General features: G+C 42.0%; 11 protein-coding genes. 8 read left to right on the plus strand and 3 right to left on the minus strand.

Going from position 1 to position 15,602, the window contains the following annotated elements; all coding sequences use genetic code 11:
• The first annotated feature begins 122 nt into the window (after positions 1-122).
• The 3 genes from RMX98_RS02120 to RMX98_RS02130 are packed head-to-tail and all read left to right on the plus strand — an operon-like array spanning position 123 to position 6,653.
• The gene (locus RMX98_RS02120; protein ID WP_322678948.1) at positions 123-4,571 is read left to right on the plus strand and encodes an AAA family ATPase; all 4,449 of its coding nucleotides are present in this window, start codon (positions 123-125) and stop codon (positions 4,569-4,571) included.
• A 3-nt stretch (positions 4,572-4,574) separates the two neighbouring features.
• Positions 4,575-4,718, plus strand: coding sequence for a hypothetical protein (locus RMX98_RS02125; RefSeq protein WP_322678949.1), 144 nt, complete (start codon positions 4,575-4,577; stop codon positions 4,716-4,718).
• Positions 4,719-4,775: 57 nt separating this feature from the next.
• Positions 4,776-6,653: a PAS domain S-box protein gene (locus tag RMX98_RS02130; RefSeq protein ID WP_322678950.1), complete on the plus strand. Its 1,878-nt coding sequence runs from the start codon at positions 4,776-4,778 to the stop codon at positions 6,651-6,653.
• A 72-nt stretch (positions 6,654-6,725) separates the two neighbouring features.
• On the opposite strand, the gene RMX98_RS02135 is transcribed toward RMX98_RS02130, so the two are convergent.
• The gene (locus RMX98_RS02135) at positions 6,726-7,859 is read right to left on the minus strand and encodes an ABC transporter ATP-binding protein (protein ID WP_322678951.1); all 1,134 of its coding nucleotides are present in this window, start codon (positions 7,857-7,859) and stop codon (positions 6,726-6,728) included.
• 303 nt (positions 7,860-8,162) lie between these two features.
• Here RMX98_RS02135 and mrdA point away from each other — a divergent pair, with 303 nt between their 5' ends.
• The 4 genes from mrdA to RMX98_RS02155 all read left to right on the plus strand — a co-directional run bounded on the left by mrdA (position 8,163) and on the right by RMX98_RS02155 (position 12,335).
• Positions 8,163-10,010: a penicillin-binding protein 2 gene (mrdA, locus tag RMX98_RS02140; protein ID WP_322678952.1), complete on the plus strand. Its 1,848-nt coding sequence runs from the start codon at positions 8,163-8,165 to the stop codon at positions 10,008-10,010.
• A gap of 111 nt (positions 10,011-10,121) precedes the next feature.
• The gene (locus tag RMX98_RS02145) at positions 10,122-11,189 is read left to right on the plus strand and encodes a serine hydrolase domain-containing protein (RefSeq protein WP_322678953.1); all 1,068 of its coding nucleotides are present in this window, start codon (positions 10,122-10,124) and stop codon (positions 11,187-11,189) included.
• A gap of 167 nt (positions 11,190-11,356) precedes the next feature.
• Positions 11,357-11,608 (plus strand): helix-turn-helix transcriptional regulator, encoded by a 252-nt coding sequence (locus RMX98_RS02150; RefSeq protein WP_322678954.1) that lies wholly within the window; start codon positions 11,357-11,359, stop codon positions 11,606-11,608.
• Positions 11,586-12,335 carry a hypothetical protein gene (locus RMX98_RS02155; protein ID WP_322678955.1) on the plus strand — a complete coding sequence of 250 codons (750 nt, stop codon included), beginning with the start codon at positions 11,586-11,588 and terminating at the stop codon, positions 12,333-12,335. The genes RMX98_RS02150 and RMX98_RS02155 overlap by 23 nt, the downstream gene beginning before the upstream one ends.
• On the opposite strand, the gene RMX98_RS02160 is transcribed toward RMX98_RS02155, so the two are convergent.
• Together RMX98_RS02160 and RMX98_RS02165 are read right to left on the minus strand one after the other, a co-directional pair.
• Positions 12,298-13,455, minus strand: a complete 1,158-nt coding sequence (locus tag RMX98_RS02160) for a DNA cytosine methyltransferase (protein WP_322678956.1) — start codon at positions 13,453-13,455, stop codon at positions 12,298-12,300. The two genes, RMX98_RS02155 and RMX98_RS02160, sit on opposite strands and share 38 nt — an antisense overlap.
• 76 nt (positions 13,456-13,531) lie before the next feature.
• Positions 13,532-14,341: a M15 family metallopeptidase gene (locus RMX98_RS02165; RefSeq protein WP_322678957.1), complete on the minus strand. Its 810-nt coding sequence runs from the start codon at positions 14,339-14,341 to the stop codon at positions 13,532-13,534.
• 102 nt (positions 14,342-14,443) lie between these two features.
• Here RMX98_RS02165 and RMX98_RS02170 point away from each other — a divergent pair, with 102 nt between their 5' ends.
• Complete coding sequence (locus RMX98_RS02170; protein ID WP_322678958.1) at positions 14,444-15,361, plus strand: AEC family transporter; 918 nt, start codon at positions 14,444-14,446, stop codon at positions 15,359-15,361.
• Positions 15,362-15,602 lie beyond the last annotated feature (241 nt).

Raw genomic sequence — 15,602 nt, forward strand, 5'->3', positions numbered from 1 at the left:
AGAATGGATGAGATTAGCGCCGATTTTCTTTGAGTCTAAATCCTGAAAATTTCAAGTTGTGGAGCGACGGGTTCGCTTGATATCTGGGAACACTATATCTGGAGTCTTAAAGATTTAGCAGTATGGTTAGTACGAGAGTCAATATTCCCGGATATCAGGTTAGCGAAGAACTCTACAATGGTTCCAAAACCATCGTTTATCGGGGGTATCGAGAGACTGACTCATTACCCGTAGTGATTAAGTTGCTGAAAAATCCTTATCCGAGTTTTGGCGAACTTTTGTCGTTTCGTAATCAGTACACCATAGCGAAAAATCTCAACTCACCTCTGATCGTCCAAACCTATAGCCTAGAACCGTATCAAAATGGTTATGCGTTGGTAATGGAAGATTTTGGGGGAATTTCTCTCAAGGATTGGGGACTTGTACTGAGCGAAGCCGAAGTAGTGGGGAGAAGCTTAGAATTTTTGATGGAGTTTTTAGAAATAGCGATCGCACTGTGCAATGCCTTAGATATATTGTATCGCGGCCAGATTATTCATAAAGATATCAAACCCGCCAATATTTTAATTAATCCCGAAACCAAACAAGTTAAATTAATTGACTTTAGTATTACATCTCTGCTACCACGAGAAACCCAAACACTCATCAATCCAAATGTACTGGAAGGAACACTTGCTTATATTTCCCCAGAACAAACTGGACGGATGAATCGCGGGATTGACTACCGCACTGATTTTTATTCTTTGGGCGTAACTTTTTACGAATTACTGACGGGAGTTTTACCATTTCAGTCAGAGGATACGATGGAGTTGGTACACTGTCATCTGGCGAAATCAGCAACCTTAGTACATGAAATTAATTCAGCAATTCCATCTGTACTCTCTGCAATTGTTAGTAAGTTGATGGCGAAAAATGCTGAAGATAGATATCAGAGTGCATTAGGGCTGAAATATGACTTAGAAAACTGCTTGGTTCAATTGAAGCAAACAAGCAAAATAGAAGACTTCCCCATTGCTCAACGGGATATGTGCAATCGCTTTATCATCCCTGACAAACTTTATGGACGAAAAAATGAAGTTCAGTCTTTACTGAAAGCCTTCGATCGTGTTGCTAGTGGTAGTTCTGAATTGATACTGGTGGCTGGTTTTTCTGGTATTGGCAAAACAGCAGTCGTGAATGAAGTCCACAAACCCATCACCCGACAGCGCGGCTATTTCATCAAAGGCAAATATGACCAGTTCAATCGCAACATTCCGTTTTCCGCCTTTGTCCAAGCTTTCCGCAGCTTGATGGGACAACTCTTGAGCGCATCTGATGTAGAACTAGCTTGCTGGAAAAAGCAAATTCTGGCTGCTGTTGGTGAAAATGGACAAGTTCTGATTGAAGTCATTCCCGAACTAGAACACATTATTGGTTCCCAACCTCCGGTAGTTGAGCTAGTTGGTAGTGCTTCTCAGAATCGGTTTAATCTGCTGTTTGGCAAATTTATTCAGGTATTTACGAAGAAAGAACATCCTTTAGTGATTTTCCTCGATGATTTACAGTGGGCTGATTCTGCTTCTTTGAACTTGTTGAAATTGTTGATGAGCGAGTCGGAAGCAGGCTATTTACTAGTACTCGGAACTTATCGGGATAATGAAGTTTTTCCGGCTCATCCACTGATGTTAACCCTGAATGAGATCAGACAACGAGGTGTCAATCTTAATACTTTAATCTTGGCTCCTTTGGAGGAATCAGATATTACCTGTTTAGTTGCCGATACATTGCTGTGTTGCAATGATATCGCTGCATCACTTTCGCAGTTGGTCTACCAAAAAACTCAGGGAAACGCATTTTTTACAATCCAGTTTTTATCCGCACTGTATGAGGAAGAATGTATTATTTTCAATCGTTTATCCGGTTATTGGCAGTGCAACTTAAGCGAGGTGACGCAATTAGCATTGACAGATGATGTAGTTGCATTTACTACCCGACGATTGCGGAGGCTACCAGTAGCAACACAAGAAGTATTAAAGTTAGCGGCTTGCATTGGTAATCGATTTGATTTAGAAACATTAGCAATAGTCTGTGAAGCTAGTCAAGATAGTGTAGCAGTAAACTTGTGGCGATCGCTTCAAGAGGGGTTAGTCATCCCAGAAAACTCAACCTACAAGTTTTTCCAAGGGAATGAACATGATATTGAAGATATAGAAGCGATGAATAACCTCAGCGTGAGTTATCTCTTTATCCACGATCGCGTTCAGCAAGCAGCTTACTCTCTTATTCCTGACGGTTTAAAACAAGCAACTCACTTCAAAATTGGCAACCTTCTGCTGGCTAATGCTTCACCGGAAGAACAAGGTAGCAAAATTTTTGCGATCGTTAATCACTTAAATCAAGGTTTCAATCTGCATCTAAACCAGGAAGAACGTTCAGAACTTTTACGACTAAACTACATTGCCGGGAAAAGGGCTAAAGAAGCTACTGCCTATGGGGTTGCTGTAAACTACTTTACCGCAGCTGAACGCTGTTTGCCTCCAAATAGTTGGCAGCAAGACTATGAAAACTCCCTAGAGGTTTATTTCAATTTAGCAGAAGCTAAATATTTGTCTGGAGATTTTCAATCTTCTCTAGCCATTATTGAAACAATTTCTAGCTTTGCCAAACGACAACTTGAAAGAGCCGAAGCCTTTAACCTAGCGATTATGATGTTCACCTTGCAGGGTCAGTACCTTGCTCTAGGCTTAGACAATAGTTACATTCAAAAAGTTAAGTCAAACCAAGCTCAACTCAGTCTCTGGGCAATTAGTTGCCCGGAAAACTTTGCTCATAAATACGATCTAGTTAATGCTATTTTAAGTATTTTATCAGGACAGAAAGCAGAAGCAATTGAACTGTTCGATCGCGCCATAACTCTAGCCAAAGCCAATGAATATATCCAAGAAGAAGCCTTAGCAAACGAACTTGCCGCTAAATTTTACCTCGATTGGGGTAAAGAGAAAGTTGCCGCAAGCTATATGCAGGAAGCTTATTACTGCTATGCTCGTTGGGAAGCCAAAGCCAAAACTGATGACTTAGAAAACCGTTATCCAGACTTGCTCTTTCCGATTTTGCAACAGTCCGATCCCTCGATAACAGTGTTAAGCACATTAGCAACGATAGCCACTCCCAACCATTCGATTCATTCCAGCAGCCGCAAAACTTCTAGCAGTTCCAGCATCAATACAACCCTCGATTTTGCTGGCATTCTCAAAGCCTCCCAAGCACTTGCGAGGACGATTCAGTTAGACGATCTGCTCCACCAACTTACCCAAATTATTCTGCAAAATTCGGGTGGCGATCGCTGTGCGTTAATCTTACCTTCGGAGAATGAAGTTTGGGAAGTGCGGGCGATCGCCACACCCACCGAAACTGAACTGTACTCCGAACCCCTGGAAAACAACCCCAATCTCCCTGTCAAACTGATTCAATATGTCAAAAATACTCAACAAGTCGTGGTGATTGACGACCTAAAAACCGATTTACCTGTAATTGAGGATTATTTGACACTACAGCAGCCTAAAAGTGTACTGTGTTTACCGATTCTCAATCAAGGACATTTGGTTGGTATTTTGTATCTCAAAAATCGCTTAACCACTGGTGTGTTTACCGACGATCGCATCATTATTCTCGACTTTCTCTGCACCCAAGTCGCTATTTCTCTAGAAAATGCCCGACTTTACAATCAAGTCCAGCAGACTCTTGCCGACTTGCAAAATGCCCAATTACAAATAGTCCAAAGTGAAAAAATGTCGGCGCTGGGTAACTTAGTCGCCGGTGTCGCTCACGAAATCAACAATCCCGTCGGCTGTATTATTGGCAATGTTGATGCTGTCCAAAATTCCATCAATGACCTATTGAGGTTGATTGACCTCTACAACGATAAATTCCCTCAACCGGGGACTGAAATTGCAGAGGAATTAGAGACAATCGACTTGGAATATTTACGAGAAGATTTACCCAAGTTAATTAGAGCCATGAAGGATGGTGGCGATCGCATCAAATCTATCAGCAAGAGTCTTCGTACTTTCTCCCGTGCCGATAGCGACCAAAAACAAAAGTTCAACCTCCATGAAGGAATTGATAGCACTATCTTGATTTTACGCCATCGCCTCAAGGCTAATGATACTCGTCCGGCGATTGAAGTTGTCACTAACTACGGGAATATTCCGGCAATTAATTGCTTTCCTGGTCAATTAAATCAGGTATTTATGAATATTCTGGCTAATGCGATAGATGCCTTAGAAGAATCAAATATCGATCGAGTTTTTGCCGAAATCAAAGCGAATCCTAACTGCATTACCATTCAAACTTTCTTTGTAGATAACCAGGTGAAGATTAGTATTGTTGATAATGGTAAAGGAATGACTACAGAAGTCAAGCAAAAGATATTTGACCATTTGTTTACAACGAAATCTGTGGGAAAAGGAACGGGTTTAGGATTAGCGATCGCCCGTCAAATTGTTGTGGAAAAACACGGGGGTTCAATACACTGCAACTCCTCCCCAGGAAAAGGTACAGAGTTTGCGATCGCAATTCCAGTGCGGCAATAAACAGTGCTGAGTAGACCAACTTTAGCTAAGAAGATATCTGTCACCCCACTTGCACGCGATCGCGTAGCGTTCATGCAGAAAAGGCATCTTCTCAGACGCTTTACGTTAGCGGAAGCCTCTGGAAGAGAAGGCGGTTGGATAAATTAAGCTTTTAGCAATTTTTGCGTAAGTCCTGCCTCTAAATAAACTAAATTGGAGTTGAACATGTGTACTGAAAAAATCAATGAAGAGATATTGCTTTTACGTCAGCAAAATGCCCAATTGCTGCAACAGCTAGAAGCATTGCAAGACCTTTATTCAACTACGCTGTTAGCCGAACAACATCAAATTTGGGAATTAGTTACTGATCAAGTCCCACAGGATTTACAACTAATAGAATTACAGTCAAAATTGGCAGATAATTCTACCTTTGTGGAATCAGCAAATAAAATTCGCGGACGGCATTATCAAGCGGCGGCAACTGCTTTGGCTGAGAGTGAAGCTAAGTATCGCCAACTCGTGGAAAATATCAGCGACCTGATTTTTTCTATGTCAGTGGAAGGTCTTTTTACTTATGTCTCACCACAGTATAAAAATGTTTTAGGATGGGAACCTTCAGAACTAATTGGTCAACCCTTTGCCCCCCTGCTTCATCCTGATGATTTCCCTCTAGCCCAGAGAAAAATCCAAGAAATGGTGGAAACCAAAGGGCAACGAATCGCAATAGAATTTCGTCACCAAAAAAAGGATGGAAATTGGTGCTGGATGAGGTCAGTGGCTTCGCCAATTTTCGACTCAGAAGGTGAAATTATTGGTCTTCATGGCGCTATTAGCGATATCAGCAGTCGCATACAAGCTGAAGAATTAATCAAAGCCTCGCAAGCAGAATTACTCGCCTTGTTCAACGCTATGCAGGATGTGATTCTTGTCTTGGATGCCGAAGGAAGATACTTAAAAATCGCTCCTAGTGGTGCGCCCTTACTCTATCAACCTCCTGCGGAACTGCTAGGCAGAAAAATACATGAGGTTTTACCCTCTGCTTGTGCCAACTATTTTCTCAACTCTATTCAACAAGTACTCTTAACTAAAAAAACTCTGAAGGTAGAATATAGCTTGCCTATCGGTGAACAAGAGGTTTGGTTTGAGGCAAATATTGCCAAAATGACTGAAAATACCGTTGTTTGTGTCGCCAGGGATATCAATGAGCGCAAACAGATGGAAGACCAACTGCGACAACAAACGGAAAATTTAGCGCAAACTCTTAGAGAACTCAGACAAACTCAAGCACAAATGATTCAAGCAGAAAAAATGTCTAGTTTGGGTCAACTTGTGGCTGGAGTTGCCCACGAAATCAACAACCCCGTTAATTTTATTCACGGTAATCTTATCTATCTTGAAGAATATACTCAAGACCTGTTACGAATAATTCACCATCAGCAGCAATCTGGTAATAAGTTGGAATTTCAAGCTTTGTGCGAGGAAATTGACCTAGAGTACATCCAAAAAGATGTACCAAGATTATTGAGTTCGATGAAAGTTGGCACTCAGCGCATCCGTCAGATTGTGCTGTCGTTACGAACCTTCTCACGCATAGATGAAGCTGAGTTTAAAGCAGTGGATATTCATGAAAGCATCGATAGTACTCTAATGGTATTGCAACATCGCTTTCAAGAAACACCAAAACTTTCAGCGATTCAAATCATCAAAGACTATGACACATTACCTTTAGTGGAATGTTATGGTGGACAACTCAATCAGGTATTCATGAATATTTTGGCGAATGCCATTGATGCTTTAGAACAATTGAGAATGGACAATTTAATATCTGGGTTGTTAACTGCCGCGATCACTATTCGTACCTCAGTAATAGATTCAGCTTGGGTAAAAATTGCGATCGCTGACAACGGAATAGGTATGGCAGAACAGATTCAAAAACAAGTTTTTAATCCGTTTTTCACCACCAAGCCTGTGGGTAAGGGCACAGGTATGGGAATGTCTATCAGTTATCAAATCATTACAGAAACACATGGTGGCAAACTTGAGTGTCATTCCACACCAGCAGAAGGAACAGAGTTTGTCATTACAATTCCAATTCAGCATTAAATTGCCACTGTAACATTATGTTCCTTATGGGGCGGCTGTCTTCTTCACCTATAAGCTGATACTAGTTTGCCGTCACTTTATATCAATAATAGCTAAACAATCAGTTTCTGCCCACCAGGCATAAATAGGCGTATCGCGGTCTGGTAAAGTGCCAAAAGTATTAGGTTGCAACACATTGATCCTAATGCCATTTGTTAATTCCACAACATAATTAACGTGCGTACCCAAATACATCACGTTGATCAGCCGTCCTTCAAAGCAGTTAGCTGGCAAATTGGGTGGATAAAGCGAAAGCTGTATTTTTTCTGGACGCACACTCACTACTACAGCTTGTGATAATTCAGTTGGTGTATCTTCAGCGCGGCTAATGACAATTGAGAGTCCCGTCTTTGTCGAAATTTGCACATTAGATGAGTCTACTGCAACGATTTCACCACTAAATAAATTAGTATCGCCAATAAAATCAGCAACAAAAGATGTCTGGGGACGTTCATAAATTTGGCTGGGAGTGCCAACTTGCTCAATTTTGCCTTGATTCATCACGGCAATGCGATCGCTCAAAGACAATGCTTCTTCTTGGTCGTGTGTCACCATTACAAAGGTTAATCCCAAGTCTTTGTGTAAATTTGATAACTCAACCTGCATTTCTTTACGTAGTTTTAAATCTAACGCCCCTAAAGGTTCATCCAATAGTACAACGGTGGGACGGTTGACTAAAGCCCTTGCCAAGGCCACTCGCTGCTGTTGACCACCAGAAAGTTGATTGGGAAAGCGCGATCGCAAACTTTCCATTTTCACTAGTTTTAAAGCTTCTTTGACTCTAGCTTCAATTTTCGATTTGGGTATTTTTTTTAACCGCAGTCCAAAGGCGATGTTATTCCAGACATTCAGGTGGTTAAATAAAGCGTAACTTTGAAATACAGTATTGACGGGTCGGCGGTAAGGCGGCACATTAGTCATGGACTGACCCTGAATCAGCACCTTGCCAGCGTCAGCAATTTCAAACCCAGCGATTAAACGCAGTGTTGTTGTTTTACCACAACCGGAGGGGCCCAAAATACTAAAAAATTCTCCCTGTCTGACATCCAAATCGATTCCATTTACTGCCGGTTCTTGGTTAAAAAACTTGAAAACGTTACGCAGTTCAACATCAAGTGGCTGAAAAGTTGTTATCCCCCTTTGATTTTGCATGACAATTTGAGCCATAATCCTCAGTAGAATGCCGTGATATTACGTTATTTTGTCAATTGATGTAGTCTATATGGGCAGACTAGATTTGACACTTTGGTTCATTGTATCCGCCAAAAACAATTGTTCAAGAATATGCTTGCCCGATTCTTTCATACTCAGTACCAATTAAAGATTAGAGGTAAAATTAGATACTAAAATTATTAGTTAGATATTCTTTGATTGAGTTAATATGCATTAAAATCACATATTACCAATTGCTAAAAGGCTGGCTAGAATTGCGTTTAATCATTTTGAATTTTGAATTTTGAATTAATACTTATGTCTTTATTTCCATCAATTGGCAGCAAAAAAGATACACGCACAGTTGGACGTAGTTTCCAATCAATATTTTTAATCGTATTTACCCTATTAATGACTGCTGGTATTGGGGCGCGTTTGGCATATTTGCAAATTGTTGAAGGGCCAAAACTTCGGGAACGAGCCGAAGCAAACCGAATTCGGATGATTCTCAAACAACCAGAACGGGGCAATATTTTTGACCGCAACGGTAAACTTTTAGCCAGTACTCGCTATCCTAGCTCTGTATACTTGTGGCCGATGGCACATACTAAGCCTTCCTGGTCTGTAGTTGGCCCGCGTCTAGCACAAATTCTTAACATTCCTGAAGATGAAATGGAAAAGAAATTAGAACAAGCAGGTGCTAATTCTTCTTCACTCATCCGGATTGCTCGCGATCTAAATGAAGCAGAAATCACGGCGTTAAAGGAGTATAAAAATGAGCTTCCAGAAGTGGAAATTAATACAGATTCTGTGCGTTATTATCCCCACGGCAAGCAATTAGCCCATGTACTAGGTTATACGCGAGAGTTAACCGCCGACCAGTTAAAAGACAAGAAACAGGATGGCTACCGACTTGGAGATGTAATCGGTCAGATGGGGGTAGAAAAGGCTTATGAGAAAGTTCTGCGCGGTGAATGGGGCGGTCAGCAGGTGGAAGTAGATGGTGCAGGTAGACCAATCCGAGTTTTAGGGGAGAAACAGGCAAAAGCTGGTAACGATTTGCACCTGACTATAGATTTGGATGTGCAAAAGGCTGCCGAAAAAGCTTTGGGAAATCACCGAGGTGCGATCGCAGCACTTGATCCGAATAACGGTGCTATTTTAGCACTGGTATCTTACCCCACCTTTGACCCGAATATCTTCTCCAAACAAAAACTCTCCCAGAAAGATTGGGAAAGCGTGCAAGGTAAAGATCATCCCTTGGTGAATCGTGCCCTGAGTGCCTTTCCACCCGCCAGTACTTTCAAAATTGTCACCACAACAGCCGGGTTAGAATCAGGTGAATTTTCCCCTGATACAATATTACAGACCTTTGGTTCTCTTACCGTTGGTGGAGTGACTTTTGGTGAGTGGAACCACGCCGGATTTGGGCCATTAGGATTTCCACGAGCAATGGCTATGAGTAGTGATACTTTCTTCTATCAAGTTGGTAGAAAAGTTGGTGGCCCAACTTTAATCCAATGGAGTCGCAAATATGGGTTTGGTCAAAGAACTGGCATTGAATTTCGTGATGAAGAATCAATAGGCTTAGTTCCAGATGAAAAATGGAAGCAGAGAGTTTTGAAAACACCTTGGACTGTTGGCGACACCATTAATATGTCAATTGGTCAAGGCGCTTTGCAAGTGACACCCCTGCAATCGGCGATTATGTTTTCTGTCCCTGCTAATGGCGGGTATCGAGTTCAGCCGCATTTGCTCAAAGACAACGAAGAAGCAAAAAGTTGGCGAGAATCCTTAAATATGAAGCCGACAACTATCAAAGTTCTCCGCGATGGACTGCGGAGGGTAGTGAGTGAGGGTACTGGTAAGCGCTTAGACGTGCCAACAATTGCCCCAGCCTCCGGGAAGAGTGGCACTGCTGAAGCTGGTGTTGGTCGCCCAAATCATACTTGGTTTGGTGCTTATGCCCCCAGTAATAAGCCGGAAATTGTGGTTGTGGCCTTTGGTGAAAATACTGGCGAACATGGCGGTACTATTTGCGGCCCGATGGTTTTACAAGTGCTAGAAGCTTATTTTCAGCACAAGTATCCAGGTAAGTATCAAAAACCTCAGCCCGATCCATCAGAAGCTAAAACTCAGAGTTCAGGACATGGGACTGGAGACTAGTGGTCTGTCCCTAAAGGGTGAATAAGTTCGTAGTAAGGACTTTAGTCCTGGATTTTTAAGCACTGAAGTGCTTACTACATAACTGATCATATTTAATGAGACAGGTCAATTATGATTGACGACTATATTCAAGCCACAATGACTCAAAATCAGATTCCTGGACTTTCTGTTGCAGTGGTGCAGTCAGGTGAACCTGTTTTAGTTAAGGGTTATGGACTGGCGAATGTTGAACACTCTGTTTCAGCTACCGAAGATACAGTTTATGAAATTGCATCTGTAGGTAAAACTTTCACCGCTACAGCCATAATGATGCTGGTGGAAGAAGGGATAATTTCGCTAGAAGATGCGATGCCTGCGGCGGTAAACTACGCAGACCATCTCGATTATCTACCCCTAACCTGGCAAAATGTCACAATTGGACATATTCTGTCTCATCAGTCTGGAATTCCTAGCTATACTGATGCTCCAAACTACTGGGAAATTACCCATCTTAATTTATCGAAATCTGAAATTTTGGCTCTAGTTACTCACCTACCTCTCAAATTCCAACCGGGTGAGTTTAGCGCCTACGACAACACAGGCTACTATTTACTAGGTTTGATCCTAGAAAAGGTAACTGGACAATCTTATGGAGATTTGTTGCAAGAGCGGATTTTTGCTCCTTTGGGAATGAATGCAACCGTGATGAATAATCCCAGTGACATAGTGCCACACCGAGCTGCTGGCTATCGGTTGTTAAATAGCAAACTTGTTAACAAACCTTATTACAGTCCTTCTGTTACCTATTCTGCTGGAGGTCAACTATCCAGTGTGACAGATATGGTGAAGTGGGAACAGGCGCTTTGTGGTGCAACTTTACTAAAGCAATCAACCCTTGATTTAATGTGGACTCCTCATTTTCCCAATCAGGGCGATGATTGGGAAAAGCTAAGATATGTTGCAGGTTTAGGTTGGTGGGTATTCAATTATGGCGATCGCCGAGTAGTTGGTCATAATGGTTCGATTTTAGGATTTGCAAGTAACATTACCCGTTTTATTGATGACAAAATTACCGTAATTTTACTTTGCAATCTCGATAAAATTTCCCGACCAGATGCGATCGCTAAGAAAATTGCTGAATACTACTGTCCAGCCCTTACAGAAGTAGTGCTTCAGCCTCCACTAGGGGAGAGAGAGTAAAACTAATTACTCCTGACTCTGCTAACCCTCTGAACTAATGGGACAGACCACTAGTGTTTAAATTCAAAAAGCCTTTGGGCAAGGCAATGCAAGAGATGAGGTTATGGTATCAATTGAATACTTTAGTCTGTAGAACTTTTGTATTCAAAATACTAGGCTTTTTCTTCATGCAGCCCAGTAAACTAGACCAAATTTTAGGACTAGAACTACAGCGTCATCGCACAGAAAAAGGTTGGTCACAGGAGTATCTTGCAGAAGTGACAGGTCTGCACAGGACTTACATTAGCCAGCTTGAGCGAGGGCTAAAAAGTCCATCTGTTAGAGTTCTCAGCCATATTACCAATGCTTTAGGTATGACAATGAGCAAGTTTTTACAAGCTGTAGAGGAATCCCTCAGTGTTGACGGACAACGAGATTGAAAGATTAAGCCAAGCCATTATTGCTACCATTGCATCTCCAGTCATCGGCTCGATAGAAGATTATACGTGGGAAGCAATTTTTCATTATATTAAGGATATTCCTTTATCAGATCCCGCTTTGGGACGTAGCAAGCTTCTCTATGATGCTGTTGATTTGGTGACTAAAACTGGTTGGTCACTCAAATCACTCCAACTCAATAGCCTCAACTTTACCAATCCATTTTTGTTTGTCATTCAGAGAGCAGATGTCATCAAGAAGGCTGTCCAACTGGGTTTTCCTGGTCTGACTGAGCAATCCTTGCCTAATGAGCTTGGATCAGCCATTATCCAACATTGGAATGAGAAGATTATTTTGAGTCAGGCAGCACAAAGCGTTGTAAATAGTTATGAAGGCATATTACTGAAAACTATCAAAGGCTACGAGTATGTTTACTGCGAGTTTCCACTCAATCCTCTTGACCCACATACCTTTTCTTGGGCTTGGACGGTAGATAGAACTACTGGGGGATCAGGATCTGGACTACAGGGAAGCGTTGCAGGCAAAATAGAATTAGTTTGGTACAAAAATCAGAAACAACTTTTTCGAGCTAGAACTATTCCTACGCAAGCGGTTCGCATTACAGTTGAAAGAACTCGTCTTACGCTTGATCGATATGTGGAGACAGTTCTCTCTGCTTTGCAAGATCAAATCAATACCCAATTTTCTGAGGATAAGCTTGAAGAATAGATGAGGCGATCGCTTTACCTAGTAGCGGAGGTACAGATTCACCAATTTGAGAAGCCATATCAGTATATGTTCCCAAAAAGTGAAAATCATCTGGATAAGAGTGTAATCTTGCAGCTTCGCGTATTGTAATTGTTCGATTTTGAGTAGGATGAAAAAACCTACCCGATCCGGGATGGAAGACCCATCTGGTGATAGTTCTCGCTGGTTTATCCCAGTAAAGTCTGCCGTATGCACCACTGTAGTGTTTCTTGGGAGCTAATTCAGAAGGTAAGTCCCTAGCATCTTGGCCTTCAGAAAGAGCGCGAACTCTCGAAAACTGAATTGGACTCAAAGCACGAGCAACATGATTAACAATTTTTATGCTTTCATGACGCATCATCGCTTGATATGTACTTTGTGGAGGAGAAGGATAAACTTCAGCCTCATAGTCTTGTCCTGCATCTAGTGGTGGTAAGTCTCCAATCGCATCTCTGACTGTGACAAGTGGAGAAATATTTGCCTCTAATAAATTAAGCTGATTAGATGATTTTGTAGTTCTATAGTCACTCCTAATATCACCAATATGTGTTGGTTCAGGAAAATGAAGGGAGTGATCTAGACTAGCTACAAAAAAAGCTCTGGCTCTCGTTTGTGGTATTCCATAATGGGCAGCATTTAATGATGAAGAGACAACTTTATAGCCCAATGATTCAAGTTTTTCTGTTATTTCTTCTCTAATTACGCCATTGTAAGCTTTCAAGATTTCAGGCACGTTTTCCATTACAACATAAAGGGGTCTAAACTCCTCTACGAATTCCAAAAACGTTTGATATAGCAGGTTACGGGAATCATTGAGGTAGCGATAACCGGCAGGAATATTTCTAGACAATCCCTGACACGGAGGGCCGCCAATCAAGAGTATTGGTGCTTCTCGCCGTAAGCCCAACGCTAATCGTAATTCATCAGGACTAACCTTACGTATGTCCTGATTAATGATTTTAGTTTTTGGGTAATTGTGCTTGTAGGTCGCCAAGGCTTTTGCATTTACATCAATTGCACACAGAGATTCAAAGCCCGCCATGTGAAAGCCTTTTGTCAAACCACCAGCACCAGCAAATAAGTCAATAATCTTGTATGTCATTTTTGAATACTATAGTACTCAAAGGATATCGTCAACCAACTCCTTTATAAAAAGATAGTAATTTCTAGATCAACTTTTATTGAGATATCTTAGCGGGTTTCAAGTTTCTGGCTTTGTAGAACATTTCTAAACTATTGCGATCGCCTACAAAACGCCAGTGCCACGGCTCATAACTCACACCTTGAGCATTATCTTTAGGAAATGACATTTCAAAGCCAAAACGCGCTGCATTTGCTTGCAGCCATCGATAGGCCTTGGTATTGTCAAAGTTAGTTTGGAGATTAGTTGCTGGTACTGAGCCGTCTCCAACATCCACAGCATAACCGGTGTGATGTTCGCTATGGCCAGGAGGAGCGCTGAGGGCAGCTCGTTCTGCTGGCGTTTGATTTCGCTGGGCACTAACACCAAAAAACAATTGCTCCTGGTCTTTGACTGAACGAAAGCCAGAAATTGGTACTAAAATTACACCTGCACTCCGCGCTGCTGCTACCATCTCCTCAAACTTTTGGGCAGCAGCTTTTCGCATTCTAATGCCCCTATTTGCGGAGATGGTTACTAGTTCTGACTCAGGCGCTTCTGGGTATGGAAAATGCCCTAACACAGTATCGCTGGAATTATTAGAGGCTGTTGGAGTTGGAATTGTAGGAGCAGAATTTGCTGGTAAAGGTTGAGAATCGGCGGTTTTTTTGGGTGCAGTGACGAAAAACAAAAAACCACTAATTAAAGCCAGCAAGACAAATCCTGCAACTCCCCCAATCAGCAAAATTCGGGGTTGCAACCAAATTTTAGGTGTTGCATCAGGGGTATCGCGTACAGCCACTGGAATATCATCACCAAAGTCATTCGATGAGTTTTGCGGTTTTCCAGAAAACCCTGCCTTATTCAAGGGTAAACTCCTGTTTTTGTGGAATAGCCATAACAGATTTTGCACTAGACAAAAGTAAACGTAACAGGTAGCATTTTACATCTGTGGTTCTTGGGCGCAATTTTGACAAACCTTTTAGAACTATACGTCAAGCTGGGAGGATTAGTCCTGGTAGGATTTATTCTGGGACGCAAACTACCTGTGACAGTTCCTACACGTTTAGGACAGTTCCTCTTTTGGGTGGGAGTACCCATAAGCATAGTATCGTTTTTGCGTCAATCTAGCTTGTCAGAGCAGATTTGGATTGCACCTGCGATCGCTTACCTCGCCATTTTACTCGGAGCATTTTTAGCTTGGTTAGCCATTAAAGGACAAGCCTATTTTAAAAATACTGTCCCCCAACCACAAACTCAGGCTAGCTTGATATTAGCAGCAATGTTAGGTAACACAGGTTATCTTGGCTTTCCCATCACCTTAGCAATGGTAGGCAAGGAATACTTTGCTTGGGCGCTATTCTACGATTTGTTAGGTACATTCCCAGGAACTTACGGCTTGGGTGTGTTGCTAGCAGCGCGTTTTGGCGTTGGTGTCCAGAATCATTGGCAGACTGTTAAGGCCATCTTAATTAATCCTGCCTTATGGAGTTTCGGATTTGGCTTGCTGGTTCGAGAAGCGACAATTCCCACGGTAGTAGAATTCTGTTTGGAGAAATTAGCTTGGAGTAGTGTAGCTTTATCTCTGGTACTAATCGGAATGCGACTAGGGCTGCTTAAATCTTGGGGTAACTTACCACAAGCAGGGATGAGCTTGGGAATCAAAATGCTGCTGGTTCCCTTGATATTAGCTAGCATCTTACCACTGTTTGGATTGACTGGTTCCACAGCAAAAGTAATTGTCTTACAAATAGCCATGCCTCCAGCTTTCGGCACACTGGTAATTGCTGAGACATTCAATCTCGATCGCGATTTGGCAGTTACTGCCTTAGCTACTGGGGCTATAGTATTGCTGGCTACTCTCCCAATTTGGCTGTGGCTGTTTTAATTTTAGATTGATGCAACGCCTAATGCGATCGCTTAAAACCCCAGGAAAAATTGCTATCTGCAAAGGTACTTGTTGGCTTTCGTTCCTCAAACGCCACTTGCTTCTACCTTTGGGAAAAGGGGAGAGGCTGTGCGTAGCTTGATTCCCCGCAGGGGTACAAGTCGGGAAACCGCAAGGGCGCAGTGACTCCGCAACTTACACATTTTGATTTTTTGGGCTTAACTGCTCATCCGATTGGAAA

The sequence above is a fragment of the Nostoc sp. DedQUE02 genome (assembly GCF_034531035.1).
Taxonomy (GTDB): Bacteria; Cyanobacteriota; Cyanobacteriia; order Cyanobacteriales; family Nostocaceae; genus Nostoc.